Raw genomic sequence first — 19,822 nt, 5'->3', positions numbered from 1 at the left:
AATTAAGGGGTGATGTACAATGAATAATCATCATTCATTTACAAAGCAAAAGAAAACCAATCGAGTAATACAGGATAATGAACAGACAAGCATTGTTCAAAGCAATTCCATCCTCCAACAAACTACTGATGCTGATCAATCTGGACCACCAGAAGTTCATCAATACGTGGATTGTGATGAGGAAAATGGTTGGTGTTAAATGAGGTGGCAGTGGGATTTCCGCTGCCATTTCTTTATATATAGCTAAATATCCACTGATGATAGGTGATAATATGACGAAAACCATTATTGTAGAAGGCACATCAGATAAACGGGAAATAAGGAAAATCATCAATGAACCAGTCGAAATCATTTGTACAAATGGCACGCTTGGCATTGAACGATTAGAAGAATTAATTTTGGAACATGATTTAGATAATAAAGAAGTCTACATTTTAGTCGATGAAGATGATTCAGGTCATAAGTTACGAAAACAATTGCAAATGGAACTTCCTCATGCTGAACATATTTATGTTGATAAGGCATATCGAGAAGTAGCCGCTACACCTGCACCAGAGTTGGCGACAGCCCTAGTAAGTAAACGCATATCTGTGAATCCACTATTTTTAGCTTAATGAAGGTGATTAAAGAAATGATGAAGATGGATCAACCACTGCAAATACTACAGCACAACACAATTACGTATAGCATGGTATATATTTATAGCCCATTTTGCGGTACGTGCCATGTAGCTCGAAAAATATTAGACACAATAGAAGTGCTATATGAAAAGGAGATGTTTTACGAATTAAATGCTCCTTACCATCAGACTTTCTTACACACTTTGCAAGTGGAGAGCGTACCGTGTTTGCTCATTATGAAAGGCCCCTCAGTAAAAGAGAAGATTTACGCATTTCATTCCGTTCCATTTATACAAAATAAATTGCAACAATATGACATCAAATGAGCCATAGAAGACAGGAAGATTCTCGATTCTATGGCTCTTTGTTATGCTCCTTCCTGTTGTTATCGATTATCTATTTTGTGGGCGTATAAATGATAGTTCATTAATTGATTTGCTACCATCTTTTTGAATTTCAAGGGGGCCATAGTTATTATATAGATAAATTTATTAATTTATTTGTCTAATTATGTCTTCTTTTGTCTGGTCTATCGTACCAAGGGGGGAAGTCTGCCCATAAATCCTGAGAATTGCCTATAGATTGTTGAAGGGTTTGCCTCATACTTCAATATTAACGAGGGTCCATCAAGTTGATTCAGTCACGCATCATTATGTGAAGACTATCTTCGTGCAATCAGTGGTTATGAAAGCGGAATGTGCATATAGTGAAAATCAATGAAACCTGGATATCATTATTATTGCGCGGGAAATAAATGACGGCATGATTCGGCAAAACCTCTAAAATTTTTTAAGAGGAAGTATGGTGCATGATGAAGAAAGGTATGATAAGCATTTTGTGAAGGGGGTCTTGAGTTGAATCTCCAATCTTTATTTTGTTGGAAGGATCGTCTTGAACAAAGAAAGGATTTAGTCCCTCTTCTGAGTGGGAAATCGATTGTCATTCATTTTCGTCATCAAGAGGGAGTGGCCTTTGTTCATATCGATCAAGGGAAATGCCATATTAATACGGAGCAGTATCAAACCGTACATGTAACAATCGAAGCTGAACCTAGTTTATTAGAGGAACTATGGGATGGGAATCATTTGCTTTTAGCTTTCCCTGATAGCGTTATACGCAGGCAAGGTCGTTACAAGGATTTGCTTTTTGTTGAGGCGGTGTTCCGGTTAGCTGCTTAAAGAAGGTGTTTTCCCATACTTTCAACAATTTCTATCATCGTAGCTTGATCGTCTAGTTTTTCGACAATGATACCACGTTTGTTAATGAGTACGGTTGTTGGTACCCCTTTACATTGAAAAGCATCATATACTTCTCGTCCGTTATCTAGAAGTGTTGGCTGGGTTAAATATTTGTTCGCATAAGCAATCCCATCTGCTTTATCTCGCTCACGTCCTGCGACATTGATGGTCAACATTTTGACGTTATTCTTATCGATAGATTGAAATAGTTGTTCTTTCTTAGGAAGGTCTTTTCCACAGTCAGGACACCAGGAAGCCCAAAAAGTGATCAATATATTACATCCTAAATAATCTTCTAATCGAACGATTTCTCCTGTTGTAGTAAATAAGTTAAACGTTGGTGCATGCATCATAGTGTTTACTCCTTTCTTCCTCTCATCCTATCATATAAGATGTTGTAACACGACTAGTCGTACTTCGTAAAGAAATCAAATTTTTGAAAAAACAGTTTGACCACTGAGCAAACTCATGCTAGAATCATTTTATACTTAAAACAGCAAATGAATAGTGAAATATAACTCTTATCCAGAGCGGTGGAGGGACTGGCCCTATGAAACCCGGCAACCATCAAACCATGTTTGAAAGGTGCTAAATCCTGCTAAGTAATGTACTTAGATAGATGAGAGGACGATATGGCATCTTTAAACCTTTCTGTCCTCTTACGACAGGAAGGTTTTTTTATTACTAAAACAAGTCGGGCTAATGTTGGCGAGTTATGAAAATAGGTTTCGGAATATTCAGTATAAAATAAACCAAGTATAACTATAAGATTACTATTAAAGGGGTAATGCGTCGTGATTTCGATTCAGAATGTGAGTAAGGTCTTTAATCTGAAAGGGAAGGACATTCGTGCAGTAGATCAAGTTAGTCTAACGATTAATAAAGGGGATATTTACGGTGTTATTGGTTATAGTGGTGCTGGGAAAAGTACCTTTATTCGGTTGTTGAATCGACTTGAAGATGCAACAAGCGGGGAGATAAAAATAGATGGTAAAGACATCAATCAATTAAAAGCAAAAGGGTTACGTCAAGCGAGGCAACAAATAGGGATGGTGTATCAACATTTCAACGTGCTTTGGTCTAGAACAGTAGCGGATAACATTGCTTTTCCATTAGAGATAGCTCGCATCCCTAAACATAAGCGACAGCAGCGAGTGAAGGAATTAATTGAATTAGTCGGATTAATAGGAAAAGAAGATGCATATCCATCTCAATTAAGTGGTGGGCAGAAGCAACGAGTCGGCATTGCAAGGGCGTTAGCGAATAATCCGAACGTGTTATTGTGTGATGAAGCTACCTCAGCATTAGACCCGGAAACGACGGATTCAATCTTACAATTGTTAAGGGATATTAATAAGCAACTAGGGTTAACGATTATTCTGATTACTCATGAAATGCACGTCATTCGAAAGATATGTAATCGAGTAGCAGTGATGGAAGCAGGACGTGTAGTGGAAGAAGGAGAGGTATTAGATGTCTTTCGTAATCCTAAGCAACGTGTTACGAAGCGATTTGTGCAGCAAATTATGGGCAATCAACAAGACGAAAGCTGGCAGTCGATTGTTGGAGAATATGAAACAGATCAACTTTATAAGCTTCATTTCATAGGAGAAAAAACAAGTCAAGCAGTTATTAGTGAAGTAGCTAAACGTTATCCAATCGACATTAATATTTTACAAGGTCAGATTACTCAAACACAAAAAGGACCATATGGCGCATTAATTGTTTATTTAACTGGGGAGAAAGAAGCAATCGCAGCAGCTATTCAGTATTTACAATCAACATCAGTAGAAGTAGAGGTGAATCCAAATGCTTCATAATCTTTTTCCAAATGTTCAAGTTGCAGATTTAGTAGAAGCGACGAAAGAAACAATTTATATGACAGGCATTTCGGTAATAGGAACATTTATTTTTGGCATTGTGTTAGGGTTATTGCTTTTTGTAACGGCTAAAGGTGGCCTATGGGAGAATCGGGCAATATATGTGGTTGTAGCTAGTTTTGTTAATGTCTTTCGTGCCATACCGTTCATTATTTTAATTTTGTTATTATCTCCATTTACCGATTTCATCGTCGGTACGGTGAGAGGTCCTAATGCGGCGTTACCTGCTCTTATTATTGGAGCATCCCCGTTTTATGGAAGAATGGTTGAAATTGCTTTGAAGGAGGTGGATAAAGGGGTTATTGAAGCTGCCAAAGGCATGGGGGCAAAGACGTCTACCATTATATTTAAAGTATTGCTGCCAGAATCTATGCCAGCTTTAATATCAGGAATCACAGTTACTGCCATTGCGTTAGTTGGCTATACGGCGATGGCTGGTGTTATAGGAGCTGGTGGATTAGGGGATTTAGCATACTTAAAAGGGTTTCAGCGATGGGATTTTGACGTTGTATTAGTAAGTACGGTTCTCGTTGTGTTAATCGTATTTTTATTTCAAATGATTGGCGATATAACGTCTAAGAAATTAGATAAACGATAAGGAAGGGGAATATACAAATGAAAAGAACACTACTACTTATAATAAGTACATTATTTATTGGATTATTAGCTGCTTGTGGAACATCTAATGAGGAAGCATCTGGAGGTGATACAACTACCATCACGTTAGGAGCGACAAGTGTACCTCATGCTGAAATATTAGAAGAAGCGAAGCCTATTCTCGAAGAAAAGGGGATAGAGGTAAAGATTGAAACATATCAAGATTATGTCTTGCCCAACAAAGATTTAGATAATGGTACAATTGATGCGAACTTTTATCAGCATATTCCTTATTTAGAAGATCAGAAAAAAGAATTCGGCTATGATTTTGTTAATGTAGGTCCTGTTCATATTGAGCCGATGGGGGTTTATTCAAAAAGTATTACAACGATCGATGATATACCAGCAGGGACGGAAGTTATTATGAGTCGCTCCGTTGCAGACCATGGTCGCGTTCTTTCTTTATTTGAGACACAAGGAATCATTACGTTAAAAGATGGAATCGATAAACAAAATGCAACAGTGGAAGACATTAAAGATAACCCAAAAAACTTGGAATTTTCAGCTGATGTAGATCCTGGCTTTTTACCTCAGACGTATGAACGAGAAGAAGATGCACTCGTTGCAATTAATACGAATTACGCTATTGAAGGTGGGTTAATTCCAGCGAAGGATGCTTTGTTTATAGAAGGTGGCGAGTCTCCTTACTCGAACATTTTAGTAACGACAAGTGAGCAAAAGGAGAACGCAGCAATTCTAACCGTTTTAGAAGTACTGCAATCAGAAGAAATGACGACCTTTATTGAACAAGAGTATAATGGTGCAATTGTTCCGGTAAAATAGATGAAGATCTTAATCCCTCTATGGATAGAACGTAACACACTGGTCATACTACGTGTGGAAGTTACTTTAATGGAGGGATTAATTGTGGAAAACAATCATCAAACTAATGAAGCCAAAGAAGCTTTACTTCATTATAAGCATGGGATGGGGGTGTTTGAGAAGCATATGCCGGATGTGGCTCATCATTTTCATCAATTCACTGAAGTGTGCTTTACAGAAGGGAAGTTAACACAAAAGGAGAAACAATTAATTGCTTTAGGCATCAGCATTGTAGCACAAGATGAATATTGCATGATTTATCATACGAAAGGTTGCTTAGATCAAGGAGCAACAGAAGAAGAAGTGATGGAAGCTTGTGGTGTAGCGGCAGCATTTGGAGGCGGAGCTGCTTTGAGCCAAGCCGTTACTCTTATTCAGGAAAGTATGAGACAGTTACAATAATCGTACCTTTATCGGCAAATACTGAATATACGTTAGAAAATGTAAGGATAAAGGATTATTTTATTATGGAGTGTACGTAATGCGATGAGTACGATTAGAATAAGTCTTCAACGCTTCATACACGTTTAAATGGCTTTTGTTTGTACAAGTCTTCTCGTGTTACACTATGTTATGTAAGAAAATTCAAACTCTTTGAAGGGAAGGATTCACTATTGGTGAACAGTTGAATTTAAATTACACGAGTGAGATGGAGAAGGCGATGCAACAATCGCACGGAATTGGTTATGAAGAGTATAGTCGATGTTTAGATCAAAGGTTAAAGGTCGAACAACGGCGTCACGTTGAATTTGAGCAAAGTAATCGTATTGTTTCCGAAATAGATCGGCAATTACACCGTTAATCTCATAGTACATTTGCAAACGCAGACGGCTCATTAGTCGTCTGCGTTTTGTGGAATAGAATGATTACATAGTTCGTAAAAAGGAATTATATAGCATTTATCTTTTCAATAACTATTGATTATTTGAGAAAGGAATTCACAAGTTGTTCATTTGACTTTATCTTTGTTATCATAGAATAAAAGAAAATTTTATAAAAATAGTGTAGAAAATAATGTGTTGAACATCCTTAATCATTAAAAATTGTCAAATGAAGTAACAATCTTATAATTGAAAGGGAAAACAGTTGATAATAATTTTAATTTGATATAAGATTGTGATTGATAATAGATTGAGAATGGAACACGATGCTTTAACGTGTAGTAAGTTAGAAAGAAATTATATTGGAGGTATTGACATGGCAGGATCAACTCTAGAAATCAAAGATCTTCATGTGGAAATCGAAGGGAAAGAAATCTTAAAAGGTGTTAACTTGACGATAAATGGAGGAGAGTTCCATGCAGTAATGGGGCCGAACGGTACAGGAAAATCAACGTTGGCTTCAGCCATTATGGGACACCCTAAATATGAAATCACTGGTGGAAGTATTACACTAGATGGGGAAGACGTGCTTGAAATGGAAGTAGATGAGCGTGCACAAGCTGGTCTATTTTTAGCTATGCAATATCCTAGTGAAATCTCAGGCGTAACGAATTCTGATTTCTTGCGTTCTTCTATTAATGCAAGACGTGAAGAAGGCGACGAAATTAATCTAATGAAGTTCATTAAAGAAATGGACGCCAATATGGACTATTTAGAAATGGATAAAAACATGGCACAGCGTTACCTTAATGAAGGATTCTCAGGCGGTGAGAAAAAACGTAACGAAATTCTTCAACTAATGATGCTGAAGCCTGAAATAGCAATTCTAGATGAAATTGATTCTGGATTAGATATTGATGCCCTTAAAGTAGTATCAAAAGGAATTAACAAAATGCGTAGTGAAGCATTTGGTTGCTTAATTATTACACACTATCAACGCTTGCTAGACTACATCACTCCAGATAAAGTACATGTAATGATGCAAGGTCGCGTTGTGAAGTCTGGCGGACCTGAATTAGCTCAACGCTTAGAAGCTGAAGGTTACGATTGGATTAAGCAAGAACTAGGCATTGAAGATGAAACGGTAGAAGCGTAATCAGTTAGGAGGAATATCATGACTGTTGAAATTCAACAACTGCCATATGATAAAGAGTATGTCAGCCAATATTCAAATAAACGTAATGAGCCAAAATGGATGGGCGATCTTCGTTTGCAAGCGTTAGAGCAAGCTGATTCACTGCCGATGCCTAAACCAGATAAAACGAAGATAGATAAATGGAACTTCTCACGTTTCACACATGATGTAGCGGGAGAAACAATTACTGCTCTAGATGAATTACCAACATCCATCAAAAGTTTCCTTGATGAAGAGAAAGAAGCGCAAAACCTTGTGCTACAACGTAATCATACAGTAGCATTTGCTTCTCTTTCTCAAACATTACAAGATCAAGGAGTTATCTTTACGGATATCTTTACAGCAATGTCAGAGCATAGCGAATTAGTACAAAAGTATTTTATGACAGATGGTGTAGCACCAACTGAAAATCGTCTAACGGCGTTGCATGCAGCACTAATGAACGGTGGTATCTTCTTATATGTACCTAAAAACGTACAAATTGAAGAACCAATCCAATCAATTTTCTGGCAAGAAGATTTAGAAGCTGGATTAATGAACCATGTTCTTGTTGTAGCTGAAGAAGGAAGCTCTGTTACGTATGTAGAAAACTATATTTCACACAATCAAACAGAAGCATCTGTTGCTAATATCGTGACAGAAGTAATTGCTAAAGATGGCGCAAACGTGTCATTTGGTGCAGTAGATAACTTTGCTCCTGGAACAACTACGTATTTAAATCGTCGTGGAGTCGCTTATCGTGATGCCAAAATCGAGTGGGCTTTAGGGCAAATGAATGATGGTAATACAGTAAGCGAAAATATCACTTATTTAATGGGTGATAACGCATATGGCGATACGAAATCTGTAACGGTAGGTCGTGGAGAGCAGAAGCAAAACTTCACATCTAACATTATTCATTATGGTAAGAATTCAGAAGGATACATTTTACAGCATGGTGTTATGAAGGATAAAGCAAGCTCTATTTTTAACGGAGTAGGAAAAATTCATAACGGTGCCACTAAGTCTAATGCGGAGCAAGAATCTCGCGTGTTAATGTTAAGTAGTGACGCACGAGGCGATGCAAACCCGATTTTATTAATTGAAGAAGACGATGTAACAGCTGGTCACGCAGCGTCTGTAGGTCGTGTTGATCCGTTGCAGTTATTCTATTTAATGAGTCGAGGCATTTCCAAGCATGAGGCTGAGCGTCTAGTCATTCATGGATTCCTTGCACCAGTAGTTAAACAACTGCCAATTGAAGCGGTGAAGAACCAATTAAAAGCAGTGATTGAGAGGAAGGTATACTAATGGATGTGAACAAAATTCGCCAGTCTTTTCCGATTTTACATCAGGAAGTGAACGGCCATCCATTAGTTTACTTGGATAGTGCTGCCACATCACAGAAACCACAAGTTGTTATTGATGCAGTTGAGCAATACTATCGAGAATATAATTCTAACGTACACCGAGGAGTGCATACGCTAGGAACAAAAGCGACAGACGGGTATGAAGGTGCTAGAGATAAGGTGAGACGATTTATCAATGCGAAAAGCACACAAGAGGTTATTTTTACCCGTGGGACAACAACTTCTATTAATACTGTAGCTTCTAGTTACGGTAAGGCAAACCTTCAGGAGGGTGATGAAATTGTCATCACCCCGATGGAGCACCACAGTAATATTATTCCGTGGCAACAAACAGCTAAAGCAACAGGAGCTACATTGAAATATATTCCATTACAAGCCGATGGTACAATCACACTTGACGATGTGAAAGCAACCATTACAAATAAGACGAAAATCGTTGCTATGATGCACGTTTCTAATGTACTTGGTACTATTAATCCAATTAAAGAAGTCGCAGAAATCGCGCATGAGCACGGGGCTGTAATGCTTGTAGATGGAGCTCAAAGTACACCTCACATGCGTATAGATGTGCAATATTTAGATTGTGACTTCTTCGCTTTTTCAGGACATAAAATGGGTGGACCTACAGGAATCGGGGTATTATATGGTAAGAAGCACCTTCTAGAGGCGATGGAGCCAGTTGAGTTTGGTGGAGAAATGATTGACTTCGTTAACTTATATGATTCCACTTGGAAAGAGCTACCGTGGAAATTTGAAGGTGGAACGCCAATCATCGCTGGTGCTATTGGATTAGGAGCAGCCATTGATTTCCTTGAAGAAATAGGTTTGGAAGCTATTGAAGCTCACGAACAACAACTTGCACAATATGCACTAGAGAGACTTGGTTCAATGGAAGGTGTAACGGTTTATGGGCCAGAGGAACGGGCAGGGCTTGTAACGTTTAATTTAGATGATGTACATCCACATGATGTGGCAACGGTATTAGATGCAGAAGGAATTGCCGTACGTGCTGGCCACCATTGTGCGCAGCCTTTAATGAAATGGTTGGACGTATCAGCAACAGCAAGAGCTAGCTTCTATGTGTATAATACGAAAGAAGATGTTGACGCTTTTGTCGCTGGATTACAAAAGACGAAGGAGTTTTTTAGTAATGTCTTTTAACAATCTTGACCAGCTATACAGACAAGTTATTATGGATCACTACAAAAATCCGCGTAACAAAGGCTCATTAGCTGGTGAACATGTAACAGTAGATATGAATAATCCTACTTGTGGAGATCGAATTCAACTCCAGCTTGAAGTAGAGGATGGAAAAGTAGTCGATGCGAAATTTGACGGTGAAGGATGCTCGATTTCCATGTCTTCTGCATCCATGATGACGCAGGCGATTAAAGGAAAAAGTGTAGAGGAAGCTGTGAAAATCTCAGGTATATTCTCTGATATGATGCAAGGGAAAGAACCTGAAATCGACATCGATGATCTAGGTGACATTCAAGCACTACAAGGTGTTGCGAAGTTTCCTGCTCGTATTAAATGTGCTACATTGCCATGGAAGGCGATGGAGCAAGGTGTTGCAGAGAAGCAATAAGAAATACTCTGTAATTATTACCTAAAGGAGGTTTTGTAGGATGGCGAAAAAAGAACCACAAATTGGTGAATATAAATATGGCTTTAGTGACAAGGACGTTTCGATCTTCCGTACAGAACGTGGTTTAACGGAAGCAATCGTACGTGAGATTTCTAAGCAGAAAGACGAACCACAATGGATGTTAGATTTCCGCCTGAAGTCTCTTCAACAGTTTTACAAAATGCCAATGCCGCAATGGGGTGGCGACTTAAATGAACTAGATTTTGACGAAATTACGTACTACGTTAAGCCTTCGGAGAAATCAGAGCGTTCTTGGGATGAAGTACCAGATGAAATCAAGCAAACATTTGATAAGTTAGGTATTCCTGAAGCAGAACAGAAATATCTTGCAGGTGTATCCGCACAATATGAATCAGAAGTTGTGTATCACAACATGAAAGAAGATTTAGAAGAACAAGGTATTGTGTTTAAAGATACAGATACTGCATTGAAAGAAAATGAGGATATCTTCCGTGAGTATTTTGGAAAGATCATACCTCCATCAGATAACAAGTTCGCAGCGTTAAATTCTGCAGTATGGTCTGGTGGTAGCTTCATTTACGTTCCTAAAGGTGTGAAGGTTGATACACCTCTTCAAGCGTACTTCCGTATTAACTCAGAGAATATGGGTCAATTTGAACGTACGTTAATTATTGTAGATGATGATGCGTCTGTACACTATGTAGAAGGTTGTACAGCACCAGTCTACACGACAAACTCTTTACACAGTGCTGTAGTAGAAATCATCGTGAAGAAGAACGCATATTGCCGTTATACTACCATTCAAAACTGGGCTAACAACGTATATAACCTAGTTACAAAGCGTGCCAAAGCAGAAGCTGGCGGAACAATGGAATGGATTGATGGCAACATTGGTTCTAAGCTAACGATGAAATATCCAGCTGTTATTCTTGCAGGTGAAGGTGCGCGTGGTATGACACTTTCCATCGCGATTGCAGGTAAAGGACAACACCAAGATGCAGGTTCTAAAATGATTCACCTAGCACCTAACACGTCTTCTACAATCGTTTCTAAATCGATTTCTAAGCAAGGCGGTAACGTAACGTATCGTGGTATTGTGCAGTTTGGACGCAAAGCAGATGGCGCTCGCTCTAACATCGAGTGTGATACGTTAATTATGGATAACAAATCAAAATCAGATACGATTCCTTACAACGAAATCATGAACGAGAATATCTCTCTTGAGCATGAAGCAAAAGTATCGAAAGTATCAGAAGAGCAGTTATTCTACCTTATGAGCCGTGGTCTTTCAGAAGAAGAAGCAACAGAAATGATCGTAATGGGCTTCATCGAGCCATTTACGAAAGAACTACCAATGGAATATGCAGTAGAAATGAACCGTCTAATCAAGTTCGAGATGGAAGGTAGTATTGGATGATTTTAAAGCCCGTCATTAAAGGCTTTTCATCATTGGTATCATGACCGTGATACCGTTTTGATACCGTTTTAGTCAAAGACACTCATTGCGGTGTGCTTCCGCTCGGTATATAAATGACCATAGGTATCAGCAGTTTCTTTCAATGTCCCGTGCCACATCAGTTGCTGGAGAAGATAGAGATCCGTTCCGTGGTTGATGTGGTGCGCGGCGAAACTGTGCCGTAGGTCGTGGATGCGCAGATCAGGAAAGACACGCTTGAAGTGTTTGTGATAATGTGAATAGTGATACGGCGCTGGCCCGCCGAACACAAAATAATCTTCATCGAATCCGTGATAAACTTTCGCGGATTCTTTTTTTAGTGCGCCTGGCATGGGTGTAATCTTTAGGGTGAAAGTCCCGAACCTCGAAGGCAGTAGATAGGGGTTAGCAGATGACAAGGGTGTCCGTGGTGACACGGAATCTGAAGGAAGTCGGAGGCAAATCTCCGCCCCAAGGAATACAAACTACATAGAAGGCTGATTGTCATTGAGTGAGTTTGCTAAACAAAACAAAGCTCATACTGCCAAAGGTGACAGTGGGTAAATGTAGTGGGGACATGGAGAGAAAGAGTGCATTCTTACCCAGGGAGATCTGATGAACACGCCAAGTACACTTGGTAACCTGTTCAGTGATGGACAGCTGAATCATCAGAAGTCAGCAGAGGTCATAGTACTTGTCTACTCGAGAAGACAAGGAAGGACTGAACAGATAAAGAAGAACGGATACTAGGAAGGGACAACTTAATACAGGCATTGAAGCGTGTAGAGAGGAATAAAGGAAGCCATGGTGTCGATGGCATGCCGGTTCAAAACCTGAGACCGCACCTCGTCACAGAATGGCAAAGGATCAAATCCTCCCTTTTAGATGGAACCTATCAACCACAGCCCGTCCGTCGAATCGAAATCCCGAAGCCGAACGGCGGAGTTCGGTTGTTAGGCATACCAACCGTCCTAGACCGTTTCATCCAACAAGCCATTGCCCAAGAATTAACGAAGATATATGATTCGACCTTCTCAGAAAACAGCTACGGTTTTCGTCCGAATAAACAAGGACATCAAGCTGTGAGGAAAGCGAAGACCTATATAACCGAAGGATATTCATGGGTAGTGGATATAGACTTAGAGAAATTCTTCGATAAAGTCAATCATGATAAGCTGATGGGATTATTGGCGAGAAAGATGGAAGATAAGCAAGTCCTCAAACTGATTCGTCAATATCTTCAGGCAGGTATCATGATCGGTGGTCTATTTCACAGAAGCAAAGAAGGGACTCCACAAGGGGGTCCACTAAGTCCTTTACTGTCTAATATCATGTTAAATGAATTAGATAAGGAACTGGAGAAACGAAATCTGCGATTCGTCCGATACGCAGATGACTGTAATATTTTTGTGAAAACACGAAAAGCCGCCAAGAGAGCGTTGGAGAACATCTCCATCTTTATTGAAACTAAATTAAAGTTAAAGGTCAATGAGGCGAAATCTGCTTACGACCGCCCTTGGAATCGAAATTTTCTAGGATTTAGTTTCACAAGATCAAAGAAGAATCCCAAAGTTCGATTAGCCAAACAAACGGTGCAGAGGTTGAAGAAGCGAGTAAGAGAAATCACTTCGAGAAAGCAACCGATCCCAATGGAAAGGCGAATCACCAAACTAAAGCAATATCTTAAAGGATGGATGGGTTACTTCGCTCTTATGGATACCCCAAGTGTCCTGAAAGGATTGGATGCATGGATTCGAAGAAGACTCAGAATGTGCCTTTGGAAACAATGGAAACGTCCGAAAACGAGAATCAGAAAACTGAAAGGTTTAGGTGTTCCACATCAAAAGGCATATGAGTGGGGAAACAGTAGGAAAGGATATTGGCGAATCGCCCATAGTCCAGTTCTACACAAAACCCTTGATAACACCTATTGGTATCATCAAGGGCTAGAAAGTCTATATGTCCGTTACACTCAATTGCGTCAAACTTAATCTGAACCGCCGTATACGGAACCGTACGTACGGTGGTGTGAGAGGTCGGAGGTTAATCATCTCCTCCTACTCGATTGCTACTTTCTATAGTTGGTAACGTTTTTACGTGCTTTAATTCTTACGATAATTGCATACGTGATAAAAGTAACGGTTACCACTATTTTAATTGTATTTGAAATGAATGAATTGGTTATGAAGTTGTCAATCGTCAAAACTAAAATAATACAAAAAGCAGCAGCTACTCCAAGATTGGTTTTCAATTTTTCATCCTCCTATAAATATATTCTTCCTTTTTTTCCAGTAGTTATGATGAGATATCTTAAGTTAACCAATAATGTAAAATGGCTAACTCATTTTATAGAATGGAGGAATTAGGATGAAAAGTAAACGGTGCTTTTTTTTCAACAGTAAGTACGCCATTAGTAATAGCCGCAGAAAATGAGCCAGATGGATACAGGATTAGAAGTATTCACAGAAAATGGTAACTTGATCTTTACCGAACTGTCAAAGGTGAGCAAATTGATAACTCAGCTACTAGCACATTCGGTTAGGCGCATCTGGAATTTTCCCTTTTTTTTCCGTTTTTTTATTGTAATATATAATATTTTAGTATATTATATATTTATAAAATAATAGAAGGTTTGGATTATAATGACAAAAAGTAAAGCTGTTGTAATTGCATCATTGAGTTCTATGTTATTTTTGTCTGGTGTTTCTCCTAGTTTAGCATCAACTTCTGAAACAACTTTACAAGGGGGGAATGCAACTGCACCGTCTGTTGTAGAGAATACCAACCAAATTCAGGGAGAAATTCAGCCTCGGTGGAAAGCTAAAGTAGCATCAGAATCTATCGAAAAGTTAGCAGATTTAATTGATAGTAGTTATGTTGATAATATTATTGATGCTATACCTAAGAAATATCGGCCAGCGTTTAAAAACAGTAAAGATGGAATTGTAGATAATTTAAGGGATTTGGCTGCAATGGGAGATGCAGGGGAAGAGTATGTGCAAAATGTCATTGTACAAGCTATAATGGCTACAGGTGCACCAAGCTCAACTGCCAATGTTATAGCAAATGTATTAGTTTTCGTCTTTTTGTAATTTCAATTTAATTTCCTTTGAGAGGAGAAAAATTTTGAATAATGTAGAAACACAAGAAGAACGTATTGATCGTTTAGAGTTGTATGTTCATCTTTTGCGTCAGCTTATAATTGATCAAGAAGAATATAGTTTGTGGGATTGGGTTATGGTCAATCAATTAAATAACCAGCAATTACATAGTATTCAACAAATACTAAAGAAAAGTGTTTTAAGTCTTATAAATGATGATTACGAAATAATACCGTTTGAAAAACTCTCAAAAGATTTAAAAGAGATATTGGAAATGACGAATTTCCCCGCTGATGATGATGCAGTAAGATTATTGTTAAAAAAAGCTGCGAAAATGTCGGCTTATAAAGCTTTACAATATTATTTGGATTGAAGTTAAATGGCATTTAAAAGCTCATTAGAATTCTAATGGGCTTTTAACCATAAATAGGCGTATGTAACCTGTATTTGAGTGAGCAGTTAAAGTATCAGATACCTTGCCTCAAGAAACCCGAGATGCTTTCTTGGACTTCTTTGGCATAAGCGCGGTAATAACAGCTTGCAGTAATTTAGACTCTTAAAACATATAAGGTAAGAAAAACGGCCTTCCCGGTAGTGGGTTGGCCGCTTTTTTTATTTTCCTCTCTTCTTCCTGCGCTCCTCAGACTCCCTTGTCTGCCTTTTCCGCCGAGCGGTCCGGCACTCATCCGAGCAGGTCACAGCCGCTGTGGATGTCGTAAACACTTTGCCGCACTCTACGCAGGTTTTAGATCCGATCCGCCTGCGCTCATTGCGTACGGGGTTGATGTCCTCTTTATTGCCGTGATAATACTCGATTGATGTCTCCCGATCATGCTCTGCGTTGTGAATCGGCTGGCACGCGGAACAAAAACGCTGCAGTCCGCCTTGGACCTCATACGGATCACCGCAACGCTCACACTTGTCATACGATCCTAACTGTCGGACGTTCCCTGTACGCTTACGGCGCTGATAGTCCCGCCCCTGGGCTTTCTGACGCTCTGCCCGGCACGATGGACAATAGTAGGCACGGGGACCGCCCTTAAAGTTGCAGCGGCACTCCCAAAAAGTTATGAAAATAGGTCCATCCCCCTTTGAAGTAACTTATGCTTTATGTAATATTATTGAAGGAAATCCCATTAGATGGGCGTTTACAGGTGTTATTATGGAAATATCCCAACAAGAGTTTGTTCCAATGATTGAAAACACTATTACAACAATGCTTGCTGTTTTATTGGATATTAATCAGAAGGGTTGAGTAAGGTAATAAGTAAAACTTTTACCGATGCAGGTTTTGGAATGACTATGAGAGCATAAAATATTTTGTGTAAATAACCGTAAACATAGAAAAAGGAAGACCTTTTCTTGTAGAATTAAGTCACCACAACCAATCCAAAGAAAAGAGGGTCTTCCTTATGAATCATTTTACATCAGATGTTATACAAGCTCTAGTGAAAAAAGAAGATATTACAGAAATCTTTCGCAGTCATCTAGAAATCGCTGTAAATACGCTACTTCAAACTGAATTGATCGCCTTCTTAGACTATGAAAAGTATGATCGTCTGGGCTTCAACTCCGGAAACTCTCGCAACGGTTCTTATTCCCGTACACTTAAAATGGAATATGGAGAGCTTAAAATTTCCATCCCACTTGACTGAAACTGGGACTTTAAACAACAGACGGTAGCTCCTTATAATCGCACCAACGACACTTTTGACCATGCCAATAATGGAGAAATCGTGCATCAAGTGTAACAATAGCGTGGTTTCGAAGTGTATTCGGTCAACTTCTAATAAAATTCATAAATCAAATTTTTATATGGTTCGTTTATCCCCTTGTCACAGTAGAGCTTATAACAAAGGAAATTTCTGTAATTATTTACTTTGTAATTTGAAGTTGTTAGTCTGGAATAAAGAGGAGAATCTTTCGACAATCGAGAAAAAAGCTTAGTAAACATATGTGAATAAACTTATCAACGTAGGAGGGATGAAATTTGAAAATCCATAGAATAGATCATGTAGGTGTAATCGTGAATGATATTCCTACTGTTAAAGAATTCTTTCTTGAACTTGGACTTGAAGTGTTAGGGGAAGCAGAGGTGAAAGGGGAGTGGGTGGAACGAATCATTGGGCTTAATGACGTTAGAGAGACGGTTGTAATGCTAGGGATTCCAGGTGGTCAGGCAACAATAGAACTAGTCAAATTTCATACGCCGTCAGATAAAAAAGGGATTCAGCAATCTTTTGCAAATACTTTGGGTATTCGGCATATTGCATTTGCTGTTGAAGATATTGAAGGCGTTGTCACCAAGCTGAGAAGGAAAGGCGCGGAACTTTTTGGTGAGGTGCAAAACTATGAAAATGCCTATAAATGATGCTATATTCGTGGGCCAGAAGGGATTATTTTAGAATTGGCGGAGCGAATCAAAGAAATATGGATGGGGACTTTATTAAGCAAACAGGCGCTTTTCTCGAATATGATTAGCGCCTGTCTGTATTATTAAAGATTACGGTGAGAGAAAGGTTAAAGGAACACGGTATAATAAGGCATATTTTCCGGTGAAACAATAGGTTATGCAGCATATTAGACGCTACTTAAGTTGAAAATGGTTAAGTTCCAGACAATAATCTTACGCCTAAAAAGTATCTGTCCTTCACTAGATATGGTAAGTACATAATGGCTTATTAGTTGTTGACCGGCGAACAAAGAGGCAACAAACAGCAGCTGTTAAATATACGGATTAACAAACACAAGAAGTTAGGTATCAAATAAAAGAATACATTCTTACGAAAGATGAAGGGTGGAAATAATTTTAAAAGGGAACTTAACACAAGTTCAGCTTGAAACTGTGAAGGGGTTAGTCATAAGTCAAGCTACAGCAATCAAAAACAGTCCTGAGACTAAAAGAGTATATCGGTTAGATGAAACAAAAGAATATGGAACTATTAGGTTAAACGAAGGAAAGTATGGATACGACCCGAAGAGATATGGGAGGGTTAGCGACCATGAGTTGTGTGGAGATTTCCTAGCACGGTTATACATTTATTTTCCAAACTAAATCAGTTTGTTTAATAGGACGGCTCTATCCTGTAAATTATTTGCATATATTCAAACTATGTACAATGAAAATGGTGTGTCAACTATCTGTTGAGTATGAAATATTGAGAATAAGCGAGGATTTGGAAGAAAAATCAACTTTATTGAAGGAGGGATTTATATGATCGATTTATTGAATTCTATTGGGATTGTTTTTTTGATATTAATTTTTTTTCTAGTATTTAATTATATTAAAAGCAAAAAGTAGTACAATATATGGGGAAAAGTTATAACCACCCCTTTTCCAGCGTTATTAAGTAGGTTTATTAACCATTTTTTAGTAATTATAGTTACATTAGGTTATTATGTTACTATGTCTATGAAAACAGAATATTCAGAGGAGGATTTTAAATGAAAAGTAGAAAGCTAAGTAAAATCGTTTTGTCCACTGTACTTATTTTTTCGATTATCGGTGTGGGATCAGTTGCTTTTGCAGATCCAAAACCAAAAGAAACAAATGATGCTATTATCGATAAGTCACAGAAGCCTGAAATAGTTACAGCTAAAGTTTCTAAGGATAAATCCAAAAAAACTTTTTCAGCATCCGCCACACCAACTAACACTTCAACTACGACTGCATACACACCTTGGGGCGATAACTACGCTGTCTCCAAATCAGAATCTACCATCCAAGAGGATTACATCAGTGCTAAAAATAGAACGTATAATGGTACAGATGGAAGTTTAATTGATTCAGACTTCAATGAACAAAACCATAGCTCTTATATTAGTGCAAAAGCCTATAATGATACTACTTATTATGGTAATGATTGGGCTGTTGGTAACCATGTGTATAAAGAATCTGGGTACAAAGATGTTATACACGAGACAAAAGACAACTTTTGAGATTTCTGAAATTTGTTGTTGAGTAGTAATAAAACTACTCAACATTTTTTTGAATTTTGGGGGCTGATTATTTGAGGTTTTTTAAATCATTAAATGGAATATTACTATTTATCTTAATAATAACAATCATAACCACGCAATTAGTTGGATTTTTTAGAAACAATGAATTTAATAATGATGTCAACCTTGATGATAGAGAGTTTATGGAAGGCACAATTGCTTTTGGATATCTAGATTACAATGGAAACATAATAGATAATGGTTCAACTATTACATTAGATAATAAAGGTAGTTTTAATACCACTCTACAACTTAATCATAATTTACAAAAAACAAGGAATTACCTTTTAATTGTATTTAACAATTTTAAACAAACTGCTTTTAATGTGGGTGGGGAAAAACATTATACTTACTCATTTGAAATGGAGCCTGATTCAACAATGGATTTACCCATTGAAATAAAGCTAGACGAAACCGCAAAAGAATTAGACCTTATCATAATTAAAAAGCCGGATTATAAACTGAAAGAAATAGATATGAATAAAGCGTCCATTTTACAAGAAGTATTACCAGTTAGATATTCAATAGATAATAATTCAAGGGAAAATGAGTTTGTATATTCTAAATCTGATAATCTCTATAAAGAAGGACCTAATGATTTTGTGTTTATTAGTAAAGATCCAAATAAAATGAAATTTATTCCGATAGAAGAAGAAAATAAAGACTTACATTTATCAGTAGGGAATATAACTAATAAGGAACTAACCTATGCTGTTATCCAACTACTAGATTGGAAACAAATCCCCTTTGAAGATGGAGAGTTTATAAAGTTTTTTAATGTAAAAGAAGGTGAAAGGAAAACAAAAAAGTTCAAAATACCTAATACAGATAAAGAAAAAAACCTTCAAATACTTGCTTTTCCATATCCGTTTAACGTTACAAGGAACAACTTTAGAAGTCAAGCCGTCTTTGGATCCTTGAGATTAACAGTCCGACCTGAAGAAAATACATCCTCGACTAAAAAATAGTTTGTTGGAAATATATTACTTCTTACATGTAAGAAAAGGGGAGTTATTCTTGAAACGATTAATTGTCAACAGCATCTACAGTTATAATGTACTATATTAATGGCTTCTTCCATGTTCGTATATGTGAG

22 protein-coding genes, 1 pseudogene and 1 riboswitch are annotated in these 19,822 nt (G+C 37.9%); of the genes and pseudogenes, 21 read left to right on the top strand and 2 right to left on the bottom strand.

What is annotated here, in order from left to right; genetic code table 11:
* Nucleotides 1-19: 19 nt before the first annotated feature.
* The 4 genes from N784_RS11630 (at nucleotide 20) to N784_RS11615 (ending at nucleotide 1,798) form a co-directional block, all read left to right on the top strand.
* Nucleotides 20-199, top strand: coding sequence for a DUF2553 family protein (locus tag N784_RS11630; protein ID WP_036835096.1), 180 nt, complete (start codon nucleotides 20-22; stop codon nucleotides 197-199).
* 73 nt (nucleotides 200-272) lie between these two features.
* A complete protein-coding gene (locus N784_RS11625) occupies nucleotides 273-614 on the top strand; it encodes a toprim domain-containing protein (RefSeq protein WP_232306018.1) in 342 nt (113 codons plus the stop codon).
* 17 nt (nucleotides 615-631) lie between these two features.
* On the top strand, nucleotides 632-946 hold the full coding sequence (locus tag N784_RS11620; protein WP_232306017.1) for a thioredoxin family protein: 315 nt from the start codon (nucleotides 632-634) through the stop codon (nucleotides 944-946).
* Between the two features lie 528 nt (nucleotides 947-1,474).
* A complete protein-coding gene (locus N784_RS11615) occupies nucleotides 1,475-1,798 on the top strand; it encodes a hypothetical protein (RefSeq protein WP_036835093.1) in 324 nt (107 codons plus the stop codon).
* On the opposite strand, the gene N784_RS11610 is transcribed toward N784_RS11615, so the two are convergent.
* A complete protein-coding gene (locus N784_RS11610) occupies nucleotides 1,795-2,211 on the bottom strand; it encodes a TlpA family protein disulfide reductase (protein WP_052127289.1) in 417 nt (138 codons plus the stop codon). The two genes, N784_RS11615 and N784_RS11610, sit on opposite strands and share 4 nt — an antisense overlap.
* 165 nt (nucleotides 2,212-2,376) lie before the next feature.
* Nucleotides 2,377-2,484, top strand: a riboswitch (SAM riboswitch).
* Between the two features lie 168 nt (nucleotides 2,485-2,652).
* Here N784_RS11610 and N784_RS11605 point away from each other — a divergent pair.
* The 10 genes from N784_RS11605 to sufB all read left to right on the top strand — a co-directional run bounded on the left by N784_RS11605 (nucleotide 2,653) and on the right by sufB (nucleotide 11,608).
* Complete coding sequence (locus N784_RS11605; RefSeq protein ID WP_036835090.1) at nucleotides 2,653-3,678, top strand: methionine ABC transporter ATP-binding protein; 1,026 nt, start codon at nucleotides 2,653-2,655, stop codon at nucleotides 3,676-3,678.
* A complete protein-coding gene (locus N784_RS11600) occupies nucleotides 3,668-4,336 on the top strand; it encodes a methionine ABC transporter permease (protein ID WP_036835089.1) in 669 nt (222 codons plus the stop codon). The genes N784_RS11605 and N784_RS11600 overlap by 11 nt, the downstream gene beginning before the upstream one ends.
* Nucleotides 4,337-4,353: 17 nt before the next feature.
* On the top strand, nucleotides 4,354-5,178 hold the full coding sequence (locus tag N784_RS11595; RefSeq protein WP_036835088.1) for a MetQ/NlpA family ABC transporter substrate-binding protein: 825 nt from the start codon (nucleotides 4,354-4,356) through the stop codon (nucleotides 5,176-5,178).
* A 69-nt stretch (nucleotides 5,179-5,247) separates the two neighbouring features.
* A complete protein-coding gene (locus N784_RS11590; RefSeq protein WP_198134424.1) occupies nucleotides 5,248-5,619 on the top strand; it encodes a carboxymuconolactone decarboxylase family protein in 372 nt (123 codons plus the stop codon).
* A gap of 223 nt (nucleotides 5,620-5,842) precedes the next feature.
* Nucleotides 5,843-6,019, top strand: coding sequence for a hypothetical protein (locus tag N784_RS16660; RefSeq protein ID WP_156965245.1), 177 nt, complete (start codon nucleotides 5,843-5,845; stop codon nucleotides 6,017-6,019).
* A gap of 395 nt (nucleotides 6,020-6,414) precedes the next feature.
* Nucleotides 6,415-7,194 (top strand): Fe-S cluster assembly ATPase SufC, encoded by a 780-nt coding sequence (gene sufC, locus N784_RS11585; protein WP_036835086.1) that lies wholly within the window; start codon nucleotides 6,415-6,417, stop codon nucleotides 7,192-7,194.
* Nucleotides 7,195-7,212: 18 nt separating this feature from the next.
* Entirely contained in the window at nucleotides 7,213-8,523 is a 1,311-nt protein-coding gene (gene sufD, locus N784_RS11580) for a Fe-S cluster assembly protein SufD (protein ID WP_036835084.1), read from the top strand.
* The gene (locus N784_RS11575; protein ID WP_036835082.1) at nucleotides 8,523-9,743 is read left to right on the top strand and encodes a cysteine desulfurase; all 1,221 of its coding nucleotides are present in this window, start codon (nucleotides 8,523-8,525) and stop codon (nucleotides 9,741-9,743) included. The genes sufD and N784_RS11575 overlap by 1 nt, the downstream gene beginning before the upstream one ends.
* Nucleotides 9,733-10,170 (top strand): Fe-S cluster assembly sulfur transfer protein SufU, encoded by a 438-nt coding sequence (gene sufU / locus N784_RS11570; protein ID WP_036835081.1) that lies wholly within the window; start codon nucleotides 9,733-9,735, stop codon nucleotides 10,168-10,170. Before N784_RS11575 ends, sufU begins: the two co-directional genes overlap by 11 nt.
* A 40-nt stretch (nucleotides 10,171-10,210) precedes the next feature.
* Nucleotides 10,211-11,608, top strand: a complete 1,398-nt coding sequence (gene sufB / locus N784_RS11565) for a Fe-S cluster assembly protein SufB (RefSeq protein WP_036835080.1) — start codon at nucleotides 10,211-10,213, stop codon at nucleotides 11,606-11,608.
* 68 nt (nucleotides 11,609-11,676) lie between these two features.
* Here sufB and N784_RS11560 read toward each other — a convergent pair whose 3' ends face one another.
* Entirely contained in the window at nucleotides 11,677-11,979 is a 303-nt protein-coding gene (locus tag N784_RS11560) for a tyrosine-type recombinase/integrase (protein WP_036835078.1), read from the bottom strand.
* A 390-nt stretch (nucleotides 11,980-12,369) separates the two neighbouring features.
* Here N784_RS11560 and ltrA point away from each other — a divergent pair, with 390 nt between their 5' ends.
* The 7 genes and pseudogenes from ltrA to N784_RS11510 all read left to right on the top strand — a co-directional run bounded on the left by ltrA (nucleotide 12,370) and on the right by N784_RS11510 (nucleotide 19,694).
* Nucleotides 12,370-13,617 (top strand): group II intron reverse transcriptase/maturase, encoded by a 1,248-nt coding sequence (gene ltrA / locus N784_RS11555; protein WP_036835076.1) that lies wholly within the window; start codon nucleotides 12,370-12,372, stop codon nucleotides 13,615-13,617.
* A 651-nt stretch (nucleotides 13,618-14,268) separates the two neighbouring features.
* Nucleotides 14,269-14,718 carry a hypothetical protein gene (locus tag N784_RS11545; protein WP_036835073.1) on the top strand — a complete coding sequence of 150 codons (450 nt, stop codon included), beginning with the start codon at nucleotides 14,269-14,271 and terminating at the stop codon, nucleotides 14,716-14,718.
* Between the two features lie 34 nt (nucleotides 14,719-14,752).
* Nucleotides 14,753-15,100 carry a hypothetical protein gene (locus N784_RS11540; protein ID WP_036835070.1) on the top strand — a complete coding sequence of 116 codons (348 nt, stop codon included), beginning with the start codon at nucleotides 14,753-14,755 and terminating at the stop codon, nucleotides 15,098-15,100.
* 1,039 nt (nucleotides 15,101-16,139) lie between these two features.
* Nucleotides 16,140-16,442 (top strand): annotated as a pseudogene (locus N784_RS11530) (transposase); the annotation flags it as partial.
* Nucleotides 16,443-16,717: 275 nt separating this feature from the next.
* The gene (locus N784_RS11525) at nucleotides 16,718-17,098 is read left to right on the top strand and encodes a VOC family protein (protein WP_052127288.1); all 381 of its coding nucleotides are present in this window, start codon (nucleotides 16,718-16,720) and stop codon (nucleotides 17,096-17,098) included.
* Between the two features lie 1,073 nt (nucleotides 17,099-18,171).
* Nucleotides 18,172-18,666, top strand: coding sequence for a hypothetical protein (locus N784_RS11515; RefSeq protein WP_036835066.1), 495 nt, complete (start codon nucleotides 18,172-18,174; stop codon nucleotides 18,664-18,666).
* Nucleotides 18,667-18,737: 71 nt separating this feature from the next.
* Nucleotides 18,738-19,694: a hypothetical protein gene (locus N784_RS11510; RefSeq protein WP_036835063.1), complete on the top strand. Its 957-nt coding sequence runs from the start codon at nucleotides 18,738-18,740 to the stop codon at nucleotides 19,692-19,694.
* Nucleotides 19,695-19,822 lie beyond the last annotated feature (128 nt).

Source organism: Pontibacillus litoralis JSM 072002 (assembly GCF_000775615.1).
Classification (GTDB): domain Bacteria; phylum Bacillota; class Bacilli; order Bacillales; family BH030062; genus Pontibacillus; species Pontibacillus litoralis.
This window is presented reverse-complemented; position numbering and strand designations above follow the sequence as displayed.